This window comes from Dokdonella sp. (assembly GCF_044227025.1).
In the GTDB taxonomy this organism is placed as follows: domain Bacteria; phylum Pseudomonadota; class Gammaproteobacteria; order Xanthomonadales; family Rhodanobacteraceae; genus Dokdonella_A.
Map to the genome: position 1 here is coordinate 452731 of NZ_JBGAFX010000004.1, position 23111 is coordinate 475841.

Annotated in this window: 28 protein-coding genes and 1 other annotated feature; of the genes, 6 read left to right on the top strand and 22 right to left on the bottom strand. The window is 66.0% G+C overall.

Features of this window, described 5'->3' with window-relative positions:
* Positions 1-8 precede the first annotated feature (8 nt).
* Positions 9-440 (bottom strand): type II secretion system major pseudopilin GspG, encoded by a 432-nt coding sequence (gspG, locus tag ACILRJ_RS12355; protein WP_395683491.1) that lies wholly within the window; start codon positions 438-440, stop codon positions 9-11.
* 182 nt (positions 441-622) lie between these two features.
* Between gspG and bioA the strand changes: the two genes are divergently transcribed.
* Positions 623-2125, top strand: a complete 1503-nt coding sequence (gene bioA / locus ACILRJ_RS12360; protein WP_395683492.1) for an adenosylmethionine--8-amino-7-oxononanoate transaminase — start codon at positions 623-625, stop codon at positions 2123-2125.
* A gap of 87 nt (positions 2126-2212) precedes the next feature.
* Here the strand turns inward: bioA and ACILRJ_RS12365 are convergent, their stop codons facing one another.
* The 3 genes from ACILRJ_RS12365 to ACILRJ_RS12375 all read right to left on the bottom strand — a co-directional run bounded on the left by ACILRJ_RS12365 (position 2213) and on the right by ACILRJ_RS12375 (position 4155).
* Positions 2213-2638, bottom strand: coding sequence for a hypothetical protein (locus ACILRJ_RS12365; RefSeq protein ID WP_395683493.1), 426 nt, complete (start codon positions 2636-2638; stop codon positions 2213-2215).
* A 150-nt stretch (positions 2639-2788) separates the two neighbouring features.
* The gene (locus ACILRJ_RS12370) at positions 2789-3601 is read right to left on the bottom strand and encodes a sterol desaturase family protein (protein ID WP_395683494.1); all 813 of its coding nucleotides are present in this window, start codon (positions 3599-3601) and stop codon (positions 2789-2791) included.
* Positions 3602-3660: 59 nt separating this feature from the next.
* Positions 3661-4155, bottom strand: coding sequence for a DUF4279 domain-containing protein (locus ACILRJ_RS12375; RefSeq protein ID WP_395683495.1), 495 nt, complete (start codon positions 4153-4155; stop codon positions 3661-3663).
* A gap of 73 nt (positions 4156-4228) precedes the next feature.
* Here ACILRJ_RS12375 and ACILRJ_RS12380 point away from each other — a divergent pair, with 73 nt between their 5' ends.
* On the top strand, positions 4229-4573 hold the full coding sequence (locus ACILRJ_RS12380; RefSeq protein ID WP_395683496.1) for a hypothetical protein: 345 nt from the start codon (positions 4229-4231) through the stop codon (positions 4571-4573).
* A gap of 39 nt (positions 4574-4612) precedes the next feature.
* On the opposite strand, the gene ACILRJ_RS12385 is transcribed toward ACILRJ_RS12380, so the two are convergent.
* Positions 4613-4969 (bottom strand): hypothetical protein, encoded by a 357-nt coding sequence (locus ACILRJ_RS12385; RefSeq protein WP_395683497.1) that lies wholly within the window; start codon positions 4967-4969, stop codon positions 4613-4615.
* A 141-nt stretch (positions 4970-5110) separates the two neighbouring features.
* On the opposite strand from ACILRJ_RS12385, the gene ACILRJ_RS12390 reads away from it, so the two are divergent.
* Positions 5111-6724 (top strand): FG-GAP repeat protein, encoded by a 1614-nt coding sequence (locus ACILRJ_RS12390; RefSeq protein ID WP_395683498.1) that lies wholly within the window; start codon positions 5111-5113, stop codon positions 6722-6724.
* Positions 6725-6737: 13 nt separating this feature from the next.
* On the opposite strand, the gene ACILRJ_RS12395 is transcribed toward ACILRJ_RS12390, so the two are convergent.
* The 4 genes from ACILRJ_RS12395 to ACILRJ_RS12410 form a co-directional block, all read right to left on the bottom strand.
* A complete protein-coding gene (locus tag ACILRJ_RS12395) occupies positions 6738-7274 on the bottom strand; it encodes a 2'-5' RNA ligase family protein (RefSeq protein ID WP_395683499.1) in 537 nt (178 codons plus the stop codon).
* A 46-nt stretch (positions 7275-7320) separates the two neighbouring features.
* Positions 7321-7578: a hypothetical protein gene (locus ACILRJ_RS12400; protein ID WP_395683500.1), complete on the bottom strand. Its 258-nt coding sequence runs from the start codon at positions 7576-7578 to the stop codon at positions 7321-7323.
* Between the two features lie 98 nt (positions 7579-7676).
* Positions 7677-8108 carry an NIPSNAP family protein gene (locus tag ACILRJ_RS12405; RefSeq protein WP_395683501.1) on the bottom strand — a complete coding sequence of 144 codons (432 nt, stop codon included), beginning with the start codon at positions 8106-8108 and terminating at the stop codon, positions 7677-7679.
* Between the two features lie 244 nt (positions 8109-8352).
* Entirely contained in the window at positions 8353-9237 is an 885-nt protein-coding gene (locus tag ACILRJ_RS12410; RefSeq protein ID WP_395683502.1) for a DMT family transporter, read from the bottom strand.
* A 442-nt stretch (positions 9238-9679) separates the two neighbouring features.
* On the opposite strand from ACILRJ_RS12410, the gene ACILRJ_RS12415 reads away from it, so the two are divergent.
* Positions 9680-11050, top strand: coding sequence for a hypothetical protein (locus ACILRJ_RS12415; RefSeq protein ID WP_395683503.1), 1371 nt, complete (start codon positions 9680-9682; stop codon positions 11048-11050).
* A 30-nt stretch (positions 11051-11080) separates the two neighbouring features.
* On the opposite strand, the gene ACILRJ_RS12420 is transcribed toward ACILRJ_RS12415, so the two are convergent.
* The 3 genes from ACILRJ_RS12420 to ACILRJ_RS12430 are packed head-to-tail and all read right to left on the bottom strand — an operon-like array spanning position 11081 to position 12275.
* Complete coding sequence (locus ACILRJ_RS12420; protein ID WP_395683504.1) at positions 11081-11476, bottom strand: hypothetical protein; 396 nt, start codon at positions 11474-11476, stop codon at positions 11081-11083.
* Positions 11477-11668: a hypothetical protein gene (locus tag ACILRJ_RS12425; protein WP_395683505.1), complete on the bottom strand. Its 192-nt coding sequence runs from the start codon at positions 11666-11668 to the stop codon at positions 11477-11479. It abuts the gene before it with no gap.
* A 16-nt stretch (positions 11669-11684) separates the two neighbouring features.
* Complete coding sequence (locus tag ACILRJ_RS12430; protein WP_395683506.1) at positions 11685-12275, bottom strand: hypothetical protein; 591 nt, start codon at positions 12273-12275, stop codon at positions 11685-11687.
* Positions 12276-12911: 636 nt separating this feature from the next.
* Between ACILRJ_RS12430 and ACILRJ_RS12435 the strand changes: the two genes are divergently transcribed.
* Entirely contained in the window at positions 12912-13646 is a 735-nt protein-coding gene (locus tag ACILRJ_RS12435; protein ID WP_395683507.1) for a 16S rRNA (uracil(1498)-N(3))-methyltransferase, read from the top strand.
* Positions 13647-13766: 120 nt separating this feature from the next.
* Here the strand turns inward: ACILRJ_RS12435 and ACILRJ_RS12440 are convergent, their stop codons facing one another.
* From ACILRJ_RS12440 to ACILRJ_RS12450, 3 genes are all read right to left on the bottom strand, one after another.
* Entirely contained in the window at positions 13767-14228 is a 462-nt protein-coding gene (locus ACILRJ_RS12440) for a hypothetical protein (RefSeq protein ID WP_395683508.1), read from the bottom strand.
* Between the two features lie 112 nt (positions 14229-14340).
* On the bottom strand, positions 14341-15372 hold the full coding sequence (locus tag ACILRJ_RS12445; RefSeq protein WP_395683509.1) for a hypothetical protein: 1032 nt from the start codon (positions 15370-15372) through the stop codon (positions 14341-14343).
* A 10-nt stretch (positions 15373-15382) separates the two neighbouring features.
* Positions 15383-16504 carry a tail fiber domain-containing protein gene (locus tag ACILRJ_RS12450; protein WP_395683510.1) on the bottom strand — a complete coding sequence of 374 codons (1122 nt, stop codon included), beginning with the start codon at positions 16502-16504 and terminating at the stop codon, positions 15383-15385.
* A gap of 239 nt (positions 16505-16743) precedes the next feature.
* Between ACILRJ_RS12450 and ACILRJ_RS12455 the strand changes: the two genes are divergently transcribed.
* Entirely contained in the window at positions 16744-18468 is a 1725-nt protein-coding gene (locus ACILRJ_RS12455) for a SpoIID/LytB domain-containing protein (protein WP_395683511.1), read from the top strand.
* A gap of 89 nt (positions 18469-18557) precedes the next feature.
* Here ACILRJ_RS12455 and ACILRJ_RS12460 read toward each other — a convergent pair whose 3' ends face one another.
* The 7 genes from ACILRJ_RS12460 to ACILRJ_RS12490 form a co-directional block, all read right to left on the bottom strand.
* A complete protein-coding gene (locus ACILRJ_RS12460; RefSeq protein WP_395683512.1) occupies positions 18558-19238 on the bottom strand; it encodes a GNAT family N-acetyltransferase in 681 nt (226 codons plus the stop codon).
* Positions 19239-19280: 42 nt separating this feature from the next.
* Positions 19281-19478 carry a KOW motif-containing protein gene (locus ACILRJ_RS12465; protein WP_395683513.1) on the bottom strand — a complete coding sequence of 66 codons (198 nt, stop codon included), beginning with the start codon at positions 19476-19478 and terminating at the stop codon, positions 19281-19283.
* Positions 19479-19496: 18 nt separating this feature from the next.
* A complete protein-coding gene (locus tag ACILRJ_RS12470; RefSeq protein WP_395683514.1) occupies positions 19497-19919 on the bottom strand; it encodes a hypothetical protein in 423 nt (140 codons plus the stop codon).
* 139 nt (positions 19920-20058) lie between these two features.
* Positions 20059-20547 (bottom strand): TspO/MBR family protein, encoded by a 489-nt coding sequence (locus ACILRJ_RS12475; protein ID WP_395683525.1) that lies wholly within the window; start codon positions 20545-20547, stop codon positions 20059-20061.
* 302 nt (positions 20548-20849) lie between these two features.
* Positions 20850-21326 carry a GNAT family N-acetyltransferase gene (locus ACILRJ_RS12480; protein WP_395683526.1) on the bottom strand — a complete coding sequence of 159 codons (477 nt, stop codon included), beginning with the start codon at positions 21324-21326 and terminating at the stop codon, positions 20850-20852.
* Positions 21235-22448 (bottom strand): IS3 family transposase gene (locus ACILRJ_RS12485; protein ID WP_395681472.1). Its coding sequence is split into 2 segments (ribosomal slippage): positions 21235-22163 and positions 22163-22448, totalling 1215 coding nucleotides; the frame shifts between segments, so codons are not numbered across the junction. Before ACILRJ_RS12485 ends, ACILRJ_RS12480 begins: the two co-directional genes overlap by 92 nt.
* Positions 22054-22170: a sequence feature (AL1L pseudoknot), on the bottom strand. It overlaps the preceding gene by 117 nt.
* Positions 22449-22541: 93 nt before the next feature.
* Complete coding sequence (locus ACILRJ_RS12490; RefSeq protein ID WP_395683515.1) at positions 22542-22883, bottom strand: hypothetical protein; 342 nt, start codon at positions 22881-22883, stop codon at positions 22542-22544.
* Positions 22884-23111 lie beyond the last annotated feature (228 nt).

Genomic DNA, 23111 nt, shown 5'->3' on the forward strand with positions numbered 1-23111 from the left:
GCCGCGCGTTACTGGTCCCAGTTTCCGACGTCGGCAGCTTCGCCTTCACCGCCCGGCTTGCCGTCGGCGCCGTAGCTGTAGACATCGACCGGGCCGTGCTGGCCGGGTTGCTGGTACTGGTAGGGATGGCCCCACGGATCCTTCGGCGCGCGATCGAGGTACGGACCCTTCCAGTTCGGCGTGTCGGGTGCGCCCGAGGGCTTGCCGACGAGCGCGTCGAGGCCTTGCTCGTTGCTCGGATAGTTGAAGTTGTCGAGCTTGTACAGGCTGAGCGCCGTCACCACGCCCTGGATGTCCTGGCGCGCACGCGTCACGCGCGCCTCGCCCGGGCGCTCCATCACGCGCGGCACGACGATCGCGGCGAGGATGCCGAGGATCACCACCACGACGAGGATTTCGATCAATGTGAATCCACGCGGGGCGCGTGAATTCGCGATCAACGTGAATCCACGCGCTGCGATATTCCCCCTCTCCCGCTTGCGGGCGAGGGCCGGGGTGAGGGGTGCCCTGCGATCACTTCCCGGTCGGGTAGCGGCGCAGATGCAATTCGGAATTCCGGAAGTGCGTGAGCAAGGCATGGCGTGCTTGTATGGCAACAGGGTCACCACGGATCATAGCAGCCATGGACAACACCCACGCTTCACGCCTCGCCGCGCGCGACCTCGCCGTGGTCTGGCATCCGTGCACGCAGATGCACGACCACGAAACCCTGCCGATGCTGCCGATCGCGCGCGCCGAAGGCGCCTGGCTCTACGGCCCCAACGGCGGACGCTGGCTCGACGCGGTGAGTTCGTGGTGGACCTGCCTGCTCGGCCACCGCCACCCGCGCATCGTCGCCGCGCTCAAGGACCAGCTCGACCGCCTCGACCACGTGATGCTCGCCGGCTTCACCCACGAACCCGCGATCGAACTCGCCGAAGAACTCGTCCGCATCGCACCGAAACCCGGCGCGTTCCCTTCCATGCACGCTGTCCCTCCTCCCGCCCTGCGGGAGGAGGTGCCCGCAGGGCGGAGGAGGGGGAGCGTCGTCGAAAGCGCCATGGAAAGCGTCGTCGAAAGGGCCATGGAGAGCGTCGTCGAAAGCGCTCCCCTCACCCGCGTCTTCTACGCCGACAACGGCTCCAGCGCGATCGAAGTCGCGCTCAAGCTCAGCTTCCACTACTGGCGCAACCTCGGCCGCGGCGAACGCACGCGCTTCATCGCACTCACCGGCGGCTACCACGGCGAAACCCTCGGCGCGCTGTCCGTCACCGACGTCGCGCTCTACCGCAACACCTACGCACCGCTGCTGCTCGATCCGATCTTCGCCCCCTCGCCCGACGCCTACGAAGCCGAACCCGGCGAAAGCGCCGCCGACTGCGCGCGCCGCCGCCTCGGCGAACTGCGCGCACTCCTCGAACGCCACGCCCACGAGACCTGCGCGATCATCGTCGAACCGCTCGTGCAATGCGCCGGCGGCATGCGCATGCATGACCCGTCCTACCTGACCGGGCTGCGCACACTCTGCAACGAATTCGACGTGCACCTGATCGCCGACGAGATCGCGGTCGGCTTCGGCCGCACCGGCACCCTGTTCGCATGCGAGCAAGGCGGCATCGTCCCGGACTTCCTGTGCCTGTCGAAGGGCCTCACCGGCGGAACGATGGCGCTGTCCGCGGTGCTGACCACCGCGCGCATCTACGACGCGTTCTACGCCGAATACTCGGCCGGCAAGGCATTCCTGCACTCGCACAGCTACACCGGCAACCCGATCGCGTGCCGCGCCGCACTCGCGACCTTGTCGGTGCTGCGCGACGAACCCGTGCTCGAACGCAACCGCGTCCTCGCCGCGCACCTCGCCGCGCGCATCGCACCGCTGAAGGATCATCCCCATGTGGCCGACGTTCGCCAGACCGGCATGATCGCCGCGATCGAGCTCGTGAAGGACAAGAGCACGCGCGAACCCTTCCCCGCCGCCGAACGCCGCGGCCTGCGCGTCTATCGCCACGGCCTCCAAAACGAGATGCTGCTGCGCCCGCTCGGCAACATCGTCTACTTCATGCCGCCGTTCTGCATTACGCCGGACGAGATCGATCGGATGGTGGCGGTGGCGGTCGAGGGGATTGAGGTGGCGGTGGTGAGCTAGAACGACGGCATCGTCTCACTCATAGACCAGGATCGGTGGCAATGAAGTTGCCGGTGATTCAAACGAATTCCCCCGTCCTTTTGTCCTCTACTCCTCACATAGAAACGCGCCGGATACGGAGAGTCCGCAATCCGCTTCTCCGGGATACTTCACGCATTCGATCGGTTGAGCGATCGATGGACCCGCCAACGCCCGACCGGGTGCCCGCTCGGCAGAGAGAATCAGTTTCCTTTGACCACAATAGGCCTCGGCTGCGGCTTTCCACAACGCCGACAACTCTGATTCATCGCGAATGGGTCGCCTGGATGGATGCTCCGGATCAGGAACCAATGTGATGTAGTACTCGACGGGCAAGCCCGAATCAAAGCTTCGCAACAGATAAAGCTTATAGCCCGGCGGGCGCGGCAACTTGTCCGAAAATATCCGGCGTGATTCGTGCACACCCGTAGCGACCGGCGGCCCGCCGTTGCACGCGGCAAGAACAAGGATGATTGCAATGAGGGGGAAACGCATGATTGACAGCCAATGCCTCGGCAAGCGACCCACAACGGGCTCAGAGTAGATCAGAAAAAAAAGGAGACGGAGAATTATTTGTTTCAATCACGGCTGCTTTGCTAGCGGACATGGATTCAAACGAACAATTCCTCTACCCCCTTTGTCCTATCACGCCATTGTGGCGGGTCGGCGCCGGAACGGCGATGACAGCAAAGGCCAGAGTCCGGGCAGACGTTCGCCCGAGTGCAGGCCGGTGCGCTCCGGTCGTGGTGACGGCGACCGGTAGGTGCGAAAGACGACGTCCCATAGCGGGAACATCGATGCATAGTTCGAGTCGCTCTCGGCGCGATCGGTCGAGTGGTGGATGCGGTGCAGGCGCGGGCTGATCAACAAGGCCGACAGCGGGCCGAAATGGATCGGCAGCGCGGCATGCGCGAAGAACTGCACCATCGCGCTGATCAGCGCCACCCACGCGAGCGTTCGCGGCATGATCGGGACGACCATGAGCAACGGCACCAACACCGCGAAGGACTGAACGACATTCTCGAGGAAATGCTGGCGAACGTAGCTCGTCGCGTTGAGGTCGGTTTCGCTGTGATGGACGGCATGCACGCGCCAAAGCAATGACGACGCGTGCTGCCATCGATGGAACCAGTAGTAGCCGAGGTCGTACGCCAGCAGGAAGACCAGGGCAGCAAGGGGCGCGAACGGCACGTAGCGATCGAGCAGGAAGAGCGGCTTGTAGCCGAGCGAACCCTGGAGCCAATGCAACGTGCCGGCCACGAGCGGGCCGGCGACGAAGATGACGAGCAGTACCACCAAGCCATTGACCAGGTTGACCACTCGACGATGCCACGGCACGGGTTGACGCGCCACGAGTTCGGCCGCGGTGAACACCGCGATCGCGATCGCCCAAAGGATCAACGGCGTCTGGCCCACGAACTGGCGCAGGGCGCCCAGCAGCGTACTCGGCAAATTCACCTACCGTCTCCAGGACGCGTTGAAAAATGAATCAAACCCCATTGTTGCGTTCGTCCGCCTCAGTGAGCTGCTAGGCATTGCTCATCGGGGCCAGAATATATGTCCAAACCAAGCTCGATGCCGCGGTTGCCCAGATCGGCGAGTGTGGACGGCGAAAGGCCAAGACCTTCATTGGATTGGTCCATGAATAGTCCACAGAACAGATCGATCGAGTAGGCCGATGAGATTGACCGCCACACAGCCAAGTCCGAGGTCAACTTGGAAAGAATCTCCGCAACCTGGGAATCAAGGTCAGCTGGCTCCCGTTCCGACGCAGCCAAGCGCCACATCCCGAATTTGGCGATGCGAAGGATGCCGGTCTTCTTTCCGACGAGCGTTTCGCCCTTTGTCTGGGCCAAGGTCGGTTCGTGGCCCAGCGCTTCCGTAATCAGATCTGGCCGGAGCTCATCGCCCGCAATTCGAAGTGTCGCAACAGAACGCCTTACAGTTGCCATTCGTTGATGCCTAATGGTTGAGCTAAGCGGCGCGACGCCGGCGTATGCTTGGCACTTCATCCTCGTACGCCGCTCCTTACGTAGCGGTCCGCCTAAGCGAATGGTTGGCCGGCAGCCATGGCATGTCTGGCCAGTGTGGCCAGACGAAGCCGACCAGGAGCAGAGCACCAATGACGCCGTAAAAGCTAGCCGCAACCTGGTATACGGAGTAGCAGATCGCCATGTCGATTGCGGTCACGACGACGTACAGGATGACCGCGAGCCTGCTGCGCCACCAAACGCCGACGACGGCAAGAAGCCGCGCGAGTGGCGTGAAAACAAAAGCGAGAGCAGCCCAGCCTGGAAGTTGGTGCACGAGCCTATTCCAGACGGCAAGCGCGTAAAAAAGGAACGCGAAGCAGGCGATCGACCCAAGGACAACGAGGAGTTGCCGAAACCGAGTGCCATGCATCAAAGGCGCTTCCATAGTGCCGGCTGACGGTTGAGCCGAGCAGCGCGTACGTATGAGTTTGGTACGTTATCGAACACGCGTCCGGTCCAGCGATTTGTCAAGCGTCATGCGCGTTGCGATTAGGTCGCGCTGCTCAAGCTTGTCTGCGAGAACCCGGACCGCCTCCTCGGCAATCTGAGCATCCGAGAAGCCTCGCCCAAAGTCTTCAACGTCGGTGTGTCCGGCAAGGTCGCCGACCGCGACAGAGGACTCAAAGACCGACGCAAAGACCTCGACCGGAGTGCCGACAGCGCACACAAGATCAAGGCGGCTCCCCCACGTTGGGGTCGACTTGTTCCGCCACTCATAGGTGAGCTGGGGATTTGCACGCGCCAAGGCCTCGAAGAGATCGCGGAATGCGTTTTCGAGCGATGACGTTGCCATGACGCCCAACTACATAGGCACCCCGAGGCCGGGGCGATAACACCCATCGTGCGCGAGCCAATTGAGCGCGGTCAAGCTGAGTGACGATGCTGTCCGCAGGCGACGTGGCCCCTGCGCGGATCGCGTTGCGTGGATATCGGCATGTCCCCTTCGATGACCTCGCCGATGAACCGTGTCTCTCGACTTCCCCGCCACCATCCGTCGGCGCTGCACGGCACCGCGATGGCGGCTGCCCTTGCCGTGCTCGCGCTGGCGCCCTGCGCGCGGGCGGGCATACCGCTGACCGCGGTCGGCAACGTCGCCTTGCCGAATCCGAACGCGCTCGCGCCGGACGGCGATCGCTTCGGCAGCAGCGTCGCGAGCGGCGATTTCAACGACGACGGCATCGGCGATCTCGCGGTCGCCGATCGCGATCATCCCGGTCTCGTGCGCGTGTTCTTCGGCACCGCGTGGGAAATCGGCCAGCCCGTCGGCACGACCTTCACGATGGAAACGGTCACCGTGCCGATGGTGCCGGGCGCGACGGCCGGACCGTCGCTGGCGCTGGCGGTCGGCGACTTCGATCATGACGGCCACCACGACGACGACCTCGTCGTCGGCGTGCCGGGCGACAGCCTGTCGATCGACAACGCGGGCGCGGTGTTCGCTTTCAGCCGCGCGAGCGGCGGCATCTGGTCGCTGGTCGCGACGATCCGCCAGGGCTACGACGGCTACATCGGCGTGTCGGAAGCCGGCGACCACTTCGGCGCGGCGCTCGCGGTCGGCGATTTCAACCACAACGGCCTCGACGACCTCGCCATCGGCATTCCCGGCGAGACGACGTCGGGCGAGGCGGACTCGGGCGTCGCGTACATCGTCTACCAGGGTCTCGGCGGGCTGTCGCCGACCGGCGCGGAGGGCTTCTACCGCGGCTTCAACGGACTCACCGGCGTGCCGCATGCGGGTGAACAGATCGGCTACGCGCTCGCGGCGGGCGACTTCGACGGCGATGAAGCCACCGATCTCGCGGTCGGCATTCCGGGTGCGACCTGCGCAGGACAAGCGAGCGCGGGCTCGGTGATGATCCTGCACGGCACGAACGACATCGGCGGCCTGGTCGGGACGCCCGAACAGTACTGGAGCCAGGCCATGCCCGGCGTAGCCGGCCAGTGCAACGCCAACGACCGCTTCGGCGCCGCGCTCGTCGCGGGCCGCTTCGACAACACGCCGATCGGCGATCCGGAAACCGACGACCTCGCGATCGGCGTGCCGGGCGAGGAGATCGAAGTCGCGCTCGAAGGCGCCGTGAACGTGGTGTTCGGCAGCGTGGACGGGATCACCGCCGACGGCAGCCTGTTCCTGCACGAGAGCCTGCTGCCCGGCGGCAACGCGGAAACCTCCGCCTTCGGCGCCCGCCTCGCCGCCGGCCGCATCAACGAAGCCGCGGGCTCGCGCGACAGCCTCATCATCGGCGCACCGTTCGCGAGCGAGTACGGCATCGCGGCGGCAGGACGCGTCTGGGTCCTCCCGTCGGTCGCCGGGCACATATCGCAGGACCGTGCGGACTCGCGCTGGCTCACGCCGCAGTACGCCGCATGGCCCGCCGGCAGCGCCGACGGCTTCGGCACGCAACTCGCGGTCGGCGATTTCAACGGCGACGGCTACAACGACCTCGCCGTCGGCATCCCCAACAGCGACGCGACCGATACGAACGCGGGCATCGTGCAGGTGATCTACCAGAGCACGTTCCTGTTCGTCGACGGCTTCGACGGCTGACGCGTCGCGCGCACTACCCCACGCCGACGTCGCCAGGTGCAAGGTCAAACGCTCGCACCTCGCGCCACACGCCGGACGAGTGCTCCAGCAGCGTGACGCGGCGGCACGTGCTCGCGATCGCCCCATCGGTCTGCAGCCGCGCATCCAGCGCCGCCGCTGCAACGACCGCATTGGCGGCATCGCGATCGGCAACCGTCAGGTGCGGGATGATCTCCGCGTGCGCGCCGCCGTACGGCGCATGGCTGGGAAAACGTTCGACCACGCGCTGCGTCAGCGCGACGAACGGCGCGGCCGGCTCGGGCACGAGATAGGCCGTGGCCGGAAAACGACCGACCTTCGACAAGCGGAAGTCGAACACATCGACACCGCGTATCGCATCGGCGACCGCCGCCATCACCGCGTCCGACCATTGCTCCGGCGGAACGAACGGGAACAGCACCGTGACATGCGCGGGCACGCCCACCTTCGCGGATGGATCGAAGCGCTCGCGCAGCGCAGCGACCATGGGTTCGGCTTCGGGAACGAGGATGACGAGGGCGGAGCGAGGCATTGGGCTTGGGTTCCGGTCGCCTTGGAATCATGCCGCACTCCGCCGACTACATATCCGACGCGCGGCAAAGCAGTTCGAAATCTTCGTCGATGGCCGGATAGTGAACGAGATGCGCACCGCTTGCGTTGATGTGCTCCACCATGACGCCCGTCTCCAGGTACGTCCAGTCCGAGCCCACGTAGCCTTCGACCGCTTCCGCCGTGGGAATGACGACGACCACACGCGAAACCTGTCCGCTCAACTGGAAACCGGGACAGAGCTGATCGCCAGCCCGTATTTCATCACCGCTTGCGTAGTAAATCACTCTACTGCGACCTCGGGATTCTCATTCGGGACAACCCATTTTGGTCTCTGCTCCAGCTATCCACGTCGACTCGAATGAATAGTCAGGCGGCGCACCACTCACTGCCGGGGACATGCCGGGCTGTAGGAGACGCGGGTCATGGATCGGCTGCTGACCTCACCGACCAGTTCTCCGCTTTCCGCAACCGATTTCCGTTTTATGTCGATCCATTCCTGGTCCGCGAGGAAATCCTTCCAGCGTGCATCCATGGTGGCCTTGTCCGGCCACGACAGCAGGTACACGAACTCGACCTTCTTGCCGGTATCACTCTCCCACATGTCGATGATCCTGAAGCCGTGCCGCTTCATGATGCGCAGTGCATGGTCGTGGAAACGCCGGTGGAAGGCGTCCTTGTTGCTGCGATTGAGCTCGTAGATCCGCAGCTGATGAAGTTCGCTGCCATTGCTTTGGCATGCGAAGCGATCCTGTGCCGCGGTCGCGAACGATAGCGGGGCGAGCAAAAGGAGTACGAGGATCGAAAGCACGTGCATGGTGGGTGTCTCCGGGTTCCTTCAGGGAGTCAGGCCCAAACCTTCGATCGCGGAGCGCGTCGGGAACTGCGTTCCGCACTCTGCGCATGTATCCATTCCTGGAATGCTCATCTCGCGTAACAGATGCATGCCCCGGGAAGCGAGCGACAACGGATATCGTGCGCGCGCGGCCCAAACGCGGTCAAGCCGACCACATTCGTCGAATCGACGCATGCCGCGTGTTCGGCGAGACCAGCCGCATGCGTTATCCCGCGAATGCGGCGTCCTTGCCAGGCGTCGCCTTCGGCGACTTCGACGTACCGAGGATCGAGCCGAGGATCACGAGCGGAAACCCGATCGCCATGCCGATCGTCAATGGCTCGTGCAGCACCAGCACGCCGAGCAGCAGCGCGACGGCGGGATTGATGTAGGTGATGACGGTCGCGCGCGCGGGTCCGGCTTCGGCGATGAGCGCGAAGAACAGCAGGAACGCGATCGCGGTGCAGAAGATCGCAAGAGCGAGGACCGACCACGCGGCGGCGGCGGTCACCTGTGCGGGCCAGTAGAACGGCGCGAACGGCGCATACAACAGCGCCGCGACGATCAGCGACGCGGTGACGACGCCCATCGGCGGCACGCCACCGAGCTTGCGGTCGATGATGATCGGGCCGATCGCGTAGCCGATCGCGGTCAATGCGGCGGCGCCGACCGCGGGCAGGTTCGACATCTGGAAATCGAGGCCGACCAGCGCCGCCACGCCGGCAAAGCCGAGCCCCAGGCCGAACAGGCGGCGCGCACCGAAGCGGTCGTGTCCGAGCAAGGTCAGGATCACCGCGCCGATCATCGGCACCACCGCGATCAGCAGGCCGGCGGTGGAACTGGTCAACCGCGTTTCCGCATGCCCGAGCAGCAGCCACGGCCCGGTGATCTCGACCAGCGTGAACAGCAGCAACGGTTTCCACTGCCGGAACGCCGGCGCGAGCACCTTTTCGCGCAGCGCGATCGGCAACAACAGCAGCGCACCAATCGAGGTGCGACCGAACGCGACCATCAGCGGATCGATGTCGGCCACCGCGATGCGGATCAGCAGGTACGGCACGCCCCAGATCACGCTGAGGGCGAGGAACAGGATCCAGCCGCGTTTGCTCATGTCACCTCCGTATGAAGGGCGTGAGGGTACGACATGCGACCGGCCGTGTGGACGCCCTTCCACCTGCAGACGCTGTTCCCTCACTTGGCCTGCGCCCGGGTTCGCTTCCCCTCACCCGCCGCGCGGTGCGCGTCGACCTCTCCCGCAGGCGGGAGAGGTGAAAAGGCGCGCGACCTGGCGTTCGTCGTCTCCGCTCGCGAGAGAGCGGCTCAACCTCCTCTTCGCGTGCGAGCCGCTGTTCCCCTCATTCCCGCGCGCGAGCCGCTGTTCCCCTCATTCCCGCGCGCGAGCCGCTGTTCCCCCTCTCCCGCTTGCGGGAGAGGGCTGGGGTGAGGGGAATGCGGCGCGCGGCGCTTGCGTGTCGTCGCGTTCCTGTTCGCTTCACCGCGCTGCGGTGTTCCTGACATGACAAGGCCCGATGGAGGCCGTCCGGGAACTGCCGATGTCCGTCTCTCTTCGTTGTCGTCTGTCTTCAATCGCGGTGGCGCTCACCATCGCCGGCCCGCTCGCCGCCGCGTGGCCGTACCAGCGGAGCCTTTCGCCAGTGGATGTCGCCACCGGGACCAACGGTCTCGGCTTCGGCAAGGCCGTCGCCGCCGACATCCGCGCGGATGGCCGGATCAGGGCGCTGTATGTCGGCGCGCCGAATGCCAAGGTGACGGCCGCGGGCGCCGACCATCCCGGCGCCGGCAAGGTGTACGTGCTGACGCCGATCGGCGGTTGGCACGTGGTGGCGACGCTCACGGCGCCGAATCCGCAGGACGGCGCGCACTTCGGCGCGGCGGTCGCGGTGCACGAGGGCGTGGTCGCGATCGGCGCACCCGACTACGACTATCCGGGCGGACATGTGGACAGTGGCGCGATGCATGTGTTCCAGGACATGACGCGCGATGCGCCGGGCGACGCCCTGCCGGTGCTGCAGTCGTACGCGCCCGGCTATCGCGTGTCGCAGCAGGACGGCACGCACTTCGCCACGAGCGTCGCGGTCGGCGGCTCGACGCTTGCAAACGGCGCATGGATCGCCAGCGGCACGCCGGACGAATACGACGGCGACGGCTGCGTGCGCATCGACTATCACGAAGGCAGCACCCACACCTATGGCGGTGCCGCGTGCGGCAGCGGCGGCAGTGGCGGCAAGCTCGGCGCGAGCCTCGCGCTGTACTCGGCGAGCCAGACGTTCTACGTGCTCATCGCCGGCGCACCTGCGATCGCGCAGGGCGCGCAGTCCCTTGCCGGCGAGGCCTATGTCTACGTGCCCATCAACGGCGTCATCACCAAGCTCGACACGCTGAAGGCGCAGAACCCCGGCTTCCTCGACGCGTTCGGCGGCTCGGTCGCGCTCGATGAAACGCACATCTACGTCGGCGGTCCGGGGCGCGTGAAAAGCGGCGTCGGGCGCACCGGTTCGGTGTCCGTGTTCGTTTCGACCGGCATCATCGGCTACGGATTCGATACCGAAGTGTTCCCTGGAAACGCCGCGGCGGGCGATCTCTGCGGCGCGTCGCTGAGTGCGCGGCGCGAGGCCGACGGCGTGCTCGCGATGGGTTGCCCGGGCTGGGACGGGCTCGTCGACAACGAGGGCCGGGTACTCGTGCTGCAGGAGTTCGACTTCATGGGCACGACAGTCTGGTCGCAGGACCGGCTCGACATGGCCGACGTGCCGCACGGCGCCGACGATCTCGGTCGCGGCGTCGCGCTCGTCGGCGATCACGTCTATGCCGGCGCACCGAACCACGACGATGCGGTCGGCATGAACAACGGCATCGTGCGCGTGTTCGCGCCCGACCGGATCTTCGAGGATGGCTTCGATTGAGTTCGGTGGATTCCGGAACAGCCGGCAGGGTCAAGCGCCCCAGTCGAACGACGCGTGCACGCGTCGACCGTCGATCACGAGCATGGCGTCGCCGCGCTGCACCGACAGGCTGAACGCGGGCACGGCCGCAGCGTCATCGTGCTGCAGTACCAGCCGCTGCCTGCGCGGTTCGAACGCGATCACCCGCCACGTTTCGCGCGCGAGCACGACGCCTTGCGCATCGCCGGGTGCATGGAAATGCACGGCCGCGACCATCGGCTTGGCGTCGTCGCCGATCTCGAGGTCGATGACGTAGCCGCCGCCATCGAACGACAGCGACGAAGTCGCCGACGCGACCCGCAGCAGGCCGCACAGCACGAGTGCCAGCGCACTCCCGGCGAACCGTCGCCAGCGCACGGAAGAGCCGGCTTGGTCGTGACCGGACATCTATGCGCCGCGTTCGCTGGCTGGAGCCGCCGCCACGGCGCTCGCCGCGTGCATCGCGGGAATGCCGCAACAGGCCGCGGCGCCAGCGGGACCGCGCCCGAGCAGCCAGAGCAGCAGCAACAGCAAGGCCAGCACGATTGCGATGACCCACGTCCAGCGCGTGTGGCGCGGCTCGTCGAGCAGTCGTTTCATCACGCGCTCCAGGGGTTCAGTGGCGGTCGGCGGGACCAACCCCGCCGATCAGCTCATCCTGCAAGGCCTTGAGTTCGGCCCAGCGGTTCTCCGCCGCAAGCGACGCCTGCCGCGCCCACGAAACGGGATTGGCGAACTTGAAGTGCGGTCCCCCCTGGTCGAGGATCGCCAGCATGTCGGCGGTGGCGAGTTGCGCAAGCTGCGCGAAGCCGGTCACGCCGTGGCTGCGGAACAGTTCGTCGGTCTTCGGACCGATGCCTTCGATGATCGTGAGGTCGTCCGCATGCTTGAGGTTGAAGCCGGCGCTGCGCGCGGCTCCGACGTCGATGACGCGTGACGGTGGTGGTCGCGTCGGCGGCTCGGCCGATGCGGACACGGCAGCAGGCGCAGGCGGCGCGGCGGACGGTATCTCCGCCGGAATCGGCGGCAGCGGCTCGAAGCGCGAACCGACCGCGTCATGCGGCGCGACCGGATAGCGCGCGTCCGGCGTATCGCCCGGCAGGGCGGGCCGATCGCGGCGCATGAACCTCGACAGCAGCCAGTTGAGCAGCCAACCGACCAGCACGCCGCACAGGAACCACCAGAGGCAACACGCAAGCACGCCCATCTCCATCTCTCCGTCGAGTGCCCCTTCACCAATGTACTACGCCTCACGCGCGGATCCCACCGCGACGGCAGTGCGGTATTGCCTCGGCTTGAAACGCGATCGCGAAGATCCCACGCGCGTTGCGGAGAGTTCCCCCACCCGTTCGTGTTGCGGATGCGGGTTCCCCTGAACCGTTCGCGTTGAGCGCAGCGAGCCACAGCGAGCGACGTCGAAACGCCCGCGATCCCTCCAAGCCCCTTCGACTCCGGCCTGCGGCCTGCGCTCAGGGCGAACGAGTTCAAATCCCGTTCCGTTCGCGTTGAGCGCAGCGAGCCACAGCGAGCGAAGTCGAAACGCGCGCGCTCCCTCCAAGCCCCTTCGACTCCGGCCTGCGGCCTGCGCTCAGGGCGAACAGGTTCAAACCCCGTTCCGTTCGCGTTGAGCGCAGCGAGCGGCAGCGAGCGAAGTCGAAACGCCCCGCGAACCACTCATGCCCTTCGAAACCGCCCCTCGGACCCGCACTCAGGGCGACGGGTTTCAGACGGAAGCACTGGCGGAGGTTGGTGCCACTACACAGCCCGCGCCGCGCGCGTTACTGTGCGCCGTCGGCAGCGCGACGCGCGCAACCTGAATATCGCCGGTGTCACGAAAGCCATCATGCGCATTCCCCGTATCCATGTCCCGCAACCGCTGCAACCCGGTCGCGACGTCGATCTGCCGGTCCAGGCCGGCGAGCACATCGCGCGCGTGCTGCGCCTCGACCGCGGCCATCCGCTGCGCCTGTTCGATGGCCGCGGCAACGAATACGCCGCGGAGATCGCCTCGCTCGCCAAGCGCGCGGTGACCGCCCGCGTACTCGCACAGGCCGAGTTCGCCGATCGCGAGAGCCCGCTGCGCATTACGCTTGGCCAGGGCATCGCACGCGGCGACAAGATGGACTGGATCCTGCAGAAGGCAACCGAACTCGGCGTCACGCGCATCGTGCCGCTGGTCACCGACCGTACCGAGGTGAAGCTCGACGCCGACCGCGCCGAACGTCGCCTCGCGCACTGGCAGGCGGTGCTCGCGTCCGCGTGCGAGCAGTGCGGGCGCAACCGCCTGCCGCGCATCGACGAACCGGTCAAGCTCGCCCACTGGGCCGCGGCACTCGGCGAAGATGCCGGCCTGCGCCTCGCGCTCGATCCGGATGGCGACGCGAGCGCGCGCGATCTAGCGCCGGGCGCGCAGGTGACGCTCGCGGTCGGCCCCGAAGGCGGACTGTCCGACCACGACCTCGCCGCACTCGCGCAGGCGGGCTTCCGCGGATTGCGCCTCGGGCCGCGCATCCTGCGCACCGAAACCGCGGGGCTGGCTGCGCTGGCTGCATTGCAGGTGCTGCATGGTGACCTTTAATCCACGCCTTGACGCACCGTTTGCACAGAAGGACAACCACGACGATCAACCATTGCCGCGATGGCGGAGCCACCGTCCCCAGAAAAGCTGAATGAAGCCAAGGCCGGATCCTGTCGACTCTCAATCGACCGGCGTGTTTTCCTCACGGAATCGGTCGATTCTCACGATCTTCGAGCCCTCTGCAAACACCGATGCGTAGCAATGCAGATTGCCCAGCCTTCTACTCTTCTCGGAACCGGCCCAACGATTGACCTCTTGATCAGAGCAGGCTACTTCCAACTCGATCGTGTACGCGAGGCTGTCCTTGCTGTACGGAATCAACGAGAGATGTTCGGGGTCTATGGTACCGAGAGAGCCAAGGCTTTCTTTTCGGATCGTGAATGACCGACCGTATATTCCAACCGAAGTATCGCATCGCATCTTCGCATCGCAGACCAGATGCAAAGAGTCCCCTCGAAAATACTCCACATCGACCGTATGCGGGCTGTCCGAAATGGAAGGAGTCCCGAATGACGGCGCTGCACAGAGAATCGTCATTGACATGATTGCGCCCTTCATCAGCGCATGTTTTTTAGTTTCCATATACGTTTTCCACCGTTCCGAAGCGCCATTTCAAGCCAACAGTGACTGGTAGGGTGCGCCCTGGCGCACCGTGATCCCCTCTCGCGATGCGCCGAGGGGAATGCCGCGCGCGCTAGTCGAAGCCGTCGGCGAAGATGCGATCGAGCGATGCGGCGGCATCGGTCCACAAACCGTAGCCTTCGATCGCGGCGTTGACGATGACCGGATTGCCGCTGGTGAAATCGAATCGGCTCAACTGCATGCCCGCCGGCGCCGCGGCATCGAGGGTCAATGCATACAACGCGCGCGCGCTTCCGGCGCCATCGATCGTGGCAGGGCCAGCCGCCACGTAGCAGCAGGCGGCCGGCGCGCTGCCGATCGCCGACAGCGTCACCGGTGTGCCCGGCGTGGTGTAGGTGATGCGCGTGAGGTAGGTGAAGGCGAGCGTGCTGCGCGCGAGCGCGTACAGCGTGCCGTCCTGCGCGTCTACCGCGAGTGCGACGACGCGGTCGCCAGCGATCGGATACGCATCCGGCAACGCACTGCCGGTGCCGACGTCGAAGCGCAGCAGCTGGTCCTCGCTGTCGCCGGCATTGCGGCCGACCGCGAACAACTCGCGCGTCGACGTGCGCCACGCGGCGACGCCGCGCGTGAGGCTGCAACACCCGGGCGCAGCGGCCATGTACCCCGGCACGCCGAACGCGGTCCCGCCATTGGTCGGCACCGCGAACACCTGCGATGAGGTGGCGCCGGTCCGATCGGACACGATGCCGACCACGCTCGAGCTCGGCGCATCGAAGGCGAGTGCGGAAAAGTACAACCCCGCCGGTGCGGCCATCGAGCCCGAAGGAATCGGAGAGCTCCCGTACGCGCCAACCAGCAATACATGCGCTGTACCGGCTGCGGCGCCTGCCGGATCCGGCAGGCTCGCGGCATAGATCAGATCGTGCGCGACATCGGCGGCGAGAGCGCCTCCTTCGATGAACAACCGGTCCTGCGGACTGACCAACGAGTTCGCGGCCGTGTCGCCGTCGGTCGCGTCCTGCACGATCGCGGTGGCATCGCTCTGCTTCGTCAGCGTGAGCACGCGTGCCGCGGCCGGCGCGACATGCATGAGGAACAGCAGGACGCAAACCGCCTGCAAGGCTGGAGAGATGCGCAACATGGCGATCTCCTCAGCGCCGGCCGTGGCGGACGATGTCCTCCAACTCGCGCAGGCGCGCCTCCAGCGTGTCGATGCGCTGGTCGCGTTCGCGCACTTCGTCCTGCAACGCCTTGACCGACGCGAGCGCGACGCCTGCAAGATCGGTCGGCGCGACGAAATGATCGCTCGTGCCAAGGCCGAACGCGGCGTGGAAGTCTTCCGCGACCGGACCGAGATGGCGATCGTCGGCGCCGGCGCCGAGGTAGTTCCAGCTGCTGATCGGCATCGCTTCGAGTTTCGCCAGCACGCCCTTGCCGTCGACCGGCACGAAGTGCTCCTTCGCGGTGCGGCTCGACAGCTGCGCGATGGTGCCGTGCACGAGCATGTCGCCGTTGACATCGAGCTTCGCCGCCGGCGATCCGGTGCCGATGCCGACATCGCCGCTCGCGGCCACGTAGAGGCTCGAGGTCGGCGCGCCGGGGCGGATGCGGAACGGCAGCAGCGAGCCGCCGGTCACGTCGCGCACGAAGAAGCCCGCCTCGTTGCCGGCGACGTCCCAGGTCTGCGCCGTGAATCCGCCGGCATTGGTCTGGTCGAGGCGCATGCCGGGCGTGTCGGTGCGCTGCACGTGGACGTCGAATGCCGGCGCCGCGGTGCCGATGCCGACATCCCCGACCGCGGAGACGACCAGCGAATCAGTCGGTGCATGGCCGAGGACGGTGAACGGTATGGTCAGGGCGGTGAGGTTCTCGATCGAGAACCGGTTGAGGCCACCCGAGGCCGTATCGTTCGCGGTCAGCTGCCAGTGGTCGGCCGGAAACGTGCCGGTCGACGTGTCGAAGAACACGATGCGTGTGTTGTTCTCCTTGAGCCGCAGGGTGTCGAAGCCGAAGTCCTCGTCGAGGACGCAGTCGAAGCCGACGCAGAGGGAGCTTTGCACGATCAGGTCGTCCGCGATGACCTGGTCGTTCGGTTGCGGCGAACTGCCCGCATCGGTGCGCGCAGTAGCCTTCGGCACCGGTACCGCTGCAGGAACGGTCGCAGCGCGCGCGCCCGCGGCGCGACCATCGGCGCCGTCCGGCGCAGCAGCGAATGCAACGAATGGGCAAGCGGCGAGAAGCGCCCCGGAAAGCGCGCGCAATGCGATGGACATGATGACCCCCTGGTCTGCTGGATGACCCGGCACGGCGCACATGCAGCGCGCCGCCCCGATTCGCCGATCCTACCCGACCCGGGCGCCGCCGGCGCGCTGTATTCCTACAGCGCCGATCGCTCGCGTCGCATTGCGCCACGCGCGGGAATGCGGGCTTAATGCGCCCATGACAGGGAGGGCGTGCGGTGGCGATCGAGCGTTGGTGTTTCGCTGTGTTGTGCTTCGTTTCCGGCTTGCACGTGCACGCAGGCGAACTTGCCGTCCGCGATGCGCTGACCGGCGCGCCATTGCAGGCGCGCATGCAGCCGCTCGACGGCGACGCTGCGGAGTTCATGGCCGACGGTCGCCTGCGCGCCTACCCCGCTGCCGCCCTGCGCGGCCGGCTGCGCGTCGAAGCAGTCGCGCACCGACGCGTCGACATCGCCATCGACTCGCGCGACATGCCGACCACGGTCCTGCTCGATCCGGTCGAGGAACCCGAGGCCTATGTACGGCTCGCGCAACGCGCCGCGCGGGATCCGCGGGCGCGCTTGTTGCAGGGATACGTACGCGATACGCTCGACGGCCGAGCGCTCGCCGACGTGTCGCTTTCGATCGAAGGACGCAGCACGCGCAGCGACGAGGTCGGCTACTTCGAAATCGAACTCGACGCAGTCGATGCGGATGCGGACGTGACGGACACCTCGACGCTCGAGGCGCACGCGGCCGGCTATGCCGATCTCCAGCGAAGCGGAATCGCACGTATCGCCGGCGTGCAGCGCCTGCTGCTCGCGTTCGGCGGCAACAGCGCGGCGCGCAGCACGCTGGAACTCGGTGCGCGCGACCGCGCGGACGGCGTCGGCGACGGAACCGTGGACACGGCCGCGCCGCTGCCGCGCATGGCGATGCCGGGAACCGCGGCGAGCCTCGCGCCGGCGCTGCTTCCGCCAGAAGCCATCGCAGTCGGCTATGCGGACGCCGCCTGCACCCAGTCGTGCTGCAGCGGGTCGTGCAACCACACCTGCGTGCTGCCGCTCGAGACCTACGTGCGGCGCGGCCTCGACAGCGAGTGGATCGCGAGCTGGAACACGCAGAGCCTGCGCGCGGGCAGCATCGCGTATCGCAGCTACGGCGCCTGGCGCGTCGCACATCCGATCAATGCGAATTTCGACATCTGCTCGAGCGCGTGTTGCCAGGTCAACGACGCCGGCACCTCGAGCAGCACGGACAACGCGATCGCGCGCACGCCCGGCCTGATGCTGACGCGCAGCGGCAGCGAGGCCGCATCGGCGGAGTACTCGGCCGAGAACAACAGCTGGGACGATCCCGGCGACGGCCTCTCCTGCAGCAACAGCGACCTCTCCTGCGGCGACGGCTACGCCGGCTCGCCCGCGACCGGCTGGCCCTGCCTCGCCGATGCGGTCGGCGCCGGACACGGCTGCTTCGGCCACGGCCGCGGCATGTCGCAGTGGGGCACGCAGCGCTGGGCGATCGACGCCAGCGCGCGTCGCTGGCCGTGGATCGTCGACCACTATTTTAACGACAACGGCGCCGGCACCGGCCAGCGCACGGCGCAGATGACCTCACCGCTCGGCCTGTCCGGCGCGTCCGCGCAACCGGCCGGCATCGCGCCCGGCGCGACCGTGCACATCGACGCGTCCGCCAGCAACGCCGCCGGCGCGGCGCACGCGCACCTGCTGATCGGCGCGAGCCTGTACCGCAGCGGCGTCGGCTACATCGACGATTCCGCCCACGACGCAGCGCTCAGCCTTGCAACCGGCAGCCACGCGATCGCGCGCGACTTCCACACGCCGGCCACGCTCGCGTCCGGCAGTTACGACCTGCTGGTGTCGCTCTACCTCGATGTCGACGAGAACGGCGCGATCACCGCCGCCGACCTGCCCCTCGCGCTGACCACGACCACGCACGCGTTGCAGGTCGTCGACGACCGCATCTTCGCGAACGGATTCGATGGCGCACCATGAGGCTGCGCACGCTGGTACGCCCCCGGTAGGGCCGAGCTTGCCCGGCTCATCGGCGCCATCGCGCCAGGCAGACTCCACGCGACGCGGCTTCATCGGCGCGAAACGATGCGCACCACGGAGGGTCGGTAGTACGCGAACCCCATCCGTGCATAGAAGGTGTGCGCGCTCGTGTTGTCGCACATCACATGCAGGAACGGGGTTTTGCCGCGCAGCACCTGTCGACGGATGAGTTTCGCCATCAGGCGGCGTGCGTAGCCGCGTCCCTGCACGTCCGGATGCGTGCACACGCCGCTGATCTCGCGCAGCGTCCCGGCCTGCGAGCGCTCGCCCGCCATCGCGACGAGACGGCCGTGCTCGAAGTATCCGAAGTAGTCGCCAAGCTCGATCGTGCGCAGGCCGAATGGCCCCGGTCGCGTCAATGCGGCGAGTTCGACCGCCTGCTCGGCGTGCTCTGCGCCGAGCGCGATCGCGTCGGGTGCTTCGTCGCTCGCGGGCGTTGCGCCTTGCCACGCCATCTTGAACATCGTCGACTCGCGCTCGATCGTCCAGCCGGCCTGCGCCGGGCCGGACCAGCCATCGCAGTAAAAATGTTCGTCGGCGTCGCAGTACGGCAGCAACGCGGCGAAGTCGGGCTGCCCTGCATCCGCGAAAGCGGCGATCGGCGAGAACCCGCGCGCGTACCGGCGCGCAACGCCCTCCCCTGCCGCGAACTTCGCCTGCGGACCGACCAGGCTGTGCCAGAAGATGTTGTCGAGCAACGCCAGACTCATCGCCGCACTCCGCCAACGCGCATCGACGAAGCGCGCACGCCGCTAGCCGGAACGCGTGACGACGACATTGGCCGCGAGGGTCTTGAAGCGCTCGCCGTCGGCCTGGCGCACGGTAATGGTCACGTGGCCGGTCTTGCTCGTGTTGCGATCCTCGACGACGCCGGACTTGCCCTTGTGCGTGCCGCCGACGACCGCGCAGGCATCGCCGTTCTTCACCTCGGAGGACGTGGCGCCCTTCATCGTCGTTTCTCCGATCCGCTACGACAACCAGCCGGCCTTGATCGCCCGGCGCGCGAGCAGCACGAGCGCGACCGCCACCACCAGTACGAGACCCTGCAACACATACGCCGTCGCGTCGACGGCGCCAGCCACATTCGTCATCGCGAACAGGGAAACGTCCTGCGCCACCACGCCGATCAGAGACAGCACGAACAGCACCAACGACCAGCGCGTGCGCACGAGCAGTCCAATGCAGCCCAGCGCGCCCGCGACAACCGCCACGCCGGTCGCCACCACCGACCACGCCGGTCGCGACGCATACATCGCCTGCTGCGCCGTACTCAGCTTCGCCATGTCATCGGGCGTCAGGCGCAGATCCGCGTAGAACGCGGCGCACCCCAACAGGTTCCAGAGCAACGCGACGATCGCCGTCGCCGTGAACCACTTCGGTGCCTTGACCATGTCGACTCCCCTCGCTGCGTGCGCCGGACGTTATCCCTTTCCGTGGCGAACGGGCAACGGTCCGACGCGGATTGGGCACGCAATACCGCGCGCGACACGCTGCAATACAGGCTCGAACGCAATGTGGCAACCCGCGCGGCTAGCCCAGCACCTGCGGGTTGAGTTGCCATACGGACCAGTTGAGCGCGGAGGCAAAGCTTACCCACAGCAGGTACGGAACGAGCAACGCACCCGCCAACGGCTTGACGCGCCAGAATGAAACCATCGTTGCAACGATCAGCGCCCAAAGAAGAACAATGTCCGCGAATGCCGCCCCACCCAAGTGCCATCCGAAGAACAGCCAACTCCACAACGCATTGAGTGCGAGTTGCACGAGGAACAGAACGAGGGCGACACGGGCAGACCGAAAGCCTCCGACGCGCCATACCAGCCACGCTGCAACACCCATGAGCGCATAGAGGACGGTCCAGACAGGACCAAACAGGGCGGGTGGCGGAGCCCACTCCGGGCGGACGAGCTGCGTGTAGAACGGACCGGCCTGGATGGATGCGGCGGCGCCAATGGCCGCGGCAACAAAGCTCACCGCAAGCCACGCAACGAATCCGACGATCTGCTTGCGTATTGGCAAAGTCACGATGCCCTCCCTCCGTTGACAAGCGCTTGAGCTGATCGCCCGCTCCCGCGATACGGTGTGATCTTACATCGTGCCGATTCGCCGTGGCCTGCACATGACCGAATGGCCTTCGGGAGTCCATACATCAATGGTTGGGCCGCACCCGAGGCACCTGGAGAGCAGAGCCACTCACCTTCCCCTGCCGCGTTCAATCCGGCCATCGCAACCGCTTCATCGGACCCGGACAGGTGCGTGCAAAACGCAGCGAGCCGCCGGCTCCGTTGCGGTGCCCGTCCATGACGGACACGTTTGGGACGTTATGCCTCACTGCGCACGACATATGCCATTTCATACTCATCGTGGTACTCACCGTTGATGAGCAGGGAGTCATGCTCCAGACCGAACTGAACGAAGCCCAGCTTCAAATAGAGCGCAACCGCAGACTGGTTCCTCGTGTTGACGCGCAGGTTGACCTGCCGAACGCCCCATGCGGAGGCTGCGTAATTCAGTGCTGTCTGAATCAACTCTGCGCCGATACCTCGACCTCGCGCACTGGGGGCGATGTACATGCCCCATAGGCCGGCCTTGTGCGAGAGCTTCGCCATTGCCTCGCGTTCAAGCCCCGCCACTCCAATGAGACTCGGTCCGTCAAAGGCACCGATGTGAATCGCCCCGGAAATCCCGGAGGCTGTTTGGTTTGAGTCACACCTCGATGGCGGACTCGTGCTGACGATAATAGTTTTCTTCGGCTTCTGCTGGAGGAATGTATCCGATGGAGCCGAGCAGGCGGCGATGGTTGTACCAGTCGACCCACTGTAAGGTCGCCAGTTCGATCTGCTCGCGGCTGCGCCACGACTGACGGTGCACCACTTCGGCCTTGTACAGGCCATTGATTGTTTCGGCGAGTGCATTGTCGTAGCTGTCGCCCACGCTGCCGACCGATGGTTCGATGCCTGCCTCGGCCAGTCGTTCGGTGTAGCGGATCGATACATATTGCGAACCGCGATCGCTGTGATGAACCAGTCGGTTCGCCGGACTTCGCGCATGCAGCGCCTGTTCCAGTGCGTCCAGCACGAACTGCGTTTGCTGGCCAGCGGACACCTTCCAGCCCACGATGCGCCGTGCATAGACGTCGATCACGAAGGCCACGTAGGCGAACCCTTGCCACGTCGAGACGAAGGTGTAGTCGCTCACCCATAGCTGATCGGGCCGCTCGGCCTTGAACTGCCGATTCACGCGATCCAGCGGGCACGGGCGCCCGGGATCGGGCTTGGTCGTACGAACGGCCTTTCCACGGACCACGCCGACGATGCCCAGCTCTCGCATGAGCCGCTCAACCGTACAACGGGCCACGACCCAGCGCTCACGTTGCAACTGCTTCCAGACCTTCCTCGCCCCGTACACCTGCTGGTTCTCTTCCCACGCGCGCCTGACCTGCGGCAGCAACGCGGCGTCGCGTTGTAGACGCGCCGGTCGCTTCGTCGGATTGGCGCGGCGCCCCGCGTGCAGGTAATACGTCGACGGGGCGATCGGCAATACCCTGCAGATCGGCTCGACCCCGTACATCGACCGGTGTTCATCGATGAAACGCGTCATCACTTGGATCGGCGGTCGAGCTCCGCCTGCGCAAAATACGCACTGGCCTTGCGCAGGATCTCGTTGGCCTGGCGTAGCTCCTTCACCTCGCGTTCCAGCGTCTTCACGCGCTCTCGCTCCGCCGTCGTCAGACCGGCACGCGACCCTTGGTCGCGCTCGGCCTGCCGAACCCAGTTGCACAGCGTCTGCGCCGTGCAGCCGATCTTGGCAGCAATCGATTCGATCGCCGCCCACTGCGAGGTGTGCTCAGCCTGGTGCTCGCGCACCATCCGAACTGCTCGCTCTCGTACTTCCGGGGCATACTTGTTGGGCTTCTTCATGACTCCATCCTCTCAAAGGTTGGAGCCTCCGGGAAAGCCGGGGCGATTCAGGTCCCCTTGACGGAGTGGTCAGGCGGCATTCGCTGAGGTGAGTTACGCATGCTGCTTGGGCTCACGACGATAGCCTTGATAGGTGATGATCAGTGCGACGAGCAGGAGGACGCCCTCCAGCAGCATGAACACGGTTGAACGGGTGCCTGCTGCGACTTGATGGTACTGACTGGCGGCAAACATGCGAACCAGACCCAGAACCAGGAGGAACCACCCGGTCATCGTGACGAGAACGGTCCAATTGCGCGACCAGAGATTGTGTGCCCGGACAACCGCGAGGCCGGCGACAAACATGAGTACGCCAGACAGATAGACAACCGGTGGGATTTGGCTGTCGCACAGATGCGGCTGAACGAGCGGAAACTCCGCGACGAGCGTAGCCACCAGGGTGGGGCCGAGAAGCGCTGCAATGATTTCCTCCAGGCCTAACGCCTGAGTTAAGCCGTCACCACGAAGTGGTGGTCGGCTTGCATGATCGAATGGACTCCCCTCGTGTCGCCACACGGCTTCAATGAGCCAGACTGAAGGGTTTAGCCTTCAGGACACGGGATCACGAGAGGAGTCCGCCATGCATGCTACGCCCAAATCCGCCATCGCTTCCACCGTCGCCGT

Excerpts from the sequence above, each read along its gene's own strand:
- bioA (WP_395683492.1), top strand. The coding sequence starts at position 623 with ATGGACAACACCCACGCTTCACGCCTCGCCGCGCGCGACCTCGCCGTG.
- ACILRJ_RS12365 (WP_395683493.1), bottom strand. The coding sequence starts at position 2,638 with ATGCGTTTCCCCCTCATTGCAATCATCCTTGTTCTTGCCGCGTGCAAC.
- ACILRJ_RS12375 (WP_395683495.1), bottom strand. The coding sequence starts at position 4,155 with ATGAAGTGCCAAGCATACGCCGGCGTCGCGCCGCTTAGCTCAACCATT.
- ACILRJ_RS12385 (WP_395683497.1), bottom strand. The coding sequence starts at position 4,969 with ATGGCAACGTCATCGCTCGAAAACGCATTCCGCGATCTCTTCGAGGCC.
- ACILRJ_RS12390 (WP_395683498.1), top strand. The coding sequence starts at position 5,111 with ATGTCCCCTTCGATGACCTCGCCGATGAACCGTGTCTCTCGACTTCCC.
- ACILRJ_RS12395 (WP_395683499.1), bottom strand. The coding sequence starts at position 7,274 with ATGCCTCGCTCCGCCCTCGTCATCCTCGTTCCCGAAGCCGAACCCATG.
- ACILRJ_RS12405 (WP_395683501.1), bottom strand. The coding sequence starts at position 8,108 with ATGCACGTGCTTTCGATCCTCGTACTCCTTTTGCTCGCCCCGCTATCG.
- ACILRJ_RS12410 (WP_395683502.1), bottom strand. The coding sequence starts at position 9,237 with ATGAGCAAACGCGGCTGGATCCTGTTCCTCGCCCTCAGCGTGATCTGG.
- ACILRJ_RS12415 (WP_395683503.1), top strand. The coding sequence starts at position 9,680 with ATGTCCGTCTCTCTTCGTTGTCGTCTGTCTTCAATCGCGGTGGCGCTC.
- ACILRJ_RS12420 (WP_395683504.1), bottom strand. The coding sequence starts at position 11,476 with ATGTCCGGTCACGACCAAGCCGGCTCTTCCGTGCGCTGGCGACGGTTC.
- ACILRJ_RS12425 (WP_395683505.1), bottom strand. The coding sequence starts at position 11,668 with ATGAAACGACTGCTCGACGAGCCGCGCCACACGCGCTGGACGTGGGTC.
- ACILRJ_RS12430 (WP_395683506.1), bottom strand. The coding sequence starts at position 12,275 with ATGGGCGTGCTTGCGTGTTGCCTCTGGTGGTTCCTGTGCGGCGTGCTG.
- ACILRJ_RS12435 (WP_395683507.1), top strand. The coding sequence starts at position 12,912 with ATGCGCATTCCCCGTATCCATGTCCCGCAACCGCTGCAACCCGGTCGC.
- ACILRJ_RS12440 (WP_395683508.1), bottom strand. The coding sequence starts at position 14,228 with ATGGAAACTAAAAAACATGCGCTGATGAAGGGCGCAATCATGTCAATG.
- ACILRJ_RS12445 (WP_395683509.1), bottom strand. The coding sequence starts at position 15,372 with ATGTTGCGCATCTCTCCAGCCTTGCAGGCGGTTTGCGTCCTGCTGTTC.
- ACILRJ_RS12450 (WP_395683510.1), bottom strand. The coding sequence starts at position 16,504 with ATGTCCATCGCATTGCGCGCGCTTTCCGGGGCGCTTCTCGCCGCTTGC.
- ACILRJ_RS12460 (WP_395683512.1), bottom strand. The coding sequence starts at position 19,238 with ATGAGTCTGGCGTTGCTCGACAACATCTTCTGGCACAGCCTGGTCGGT.
- ACILRJ_RS12465 (WP_395683513.1), bottom strand. The coding sequence starts at position 19,478 with ATGAAGGGCGCCACGTCCTCCGAGGTGAAGAACGGCGATGCCTGCGCG.
- ACILRJ_RS12470 (WP_395683514.1), bottom strand. The coding sequence starts at position 19,919 with ATGGTCAAGGCACCGAAGTGGTTCACGGCGACGGCGATCGTCGCGTTG.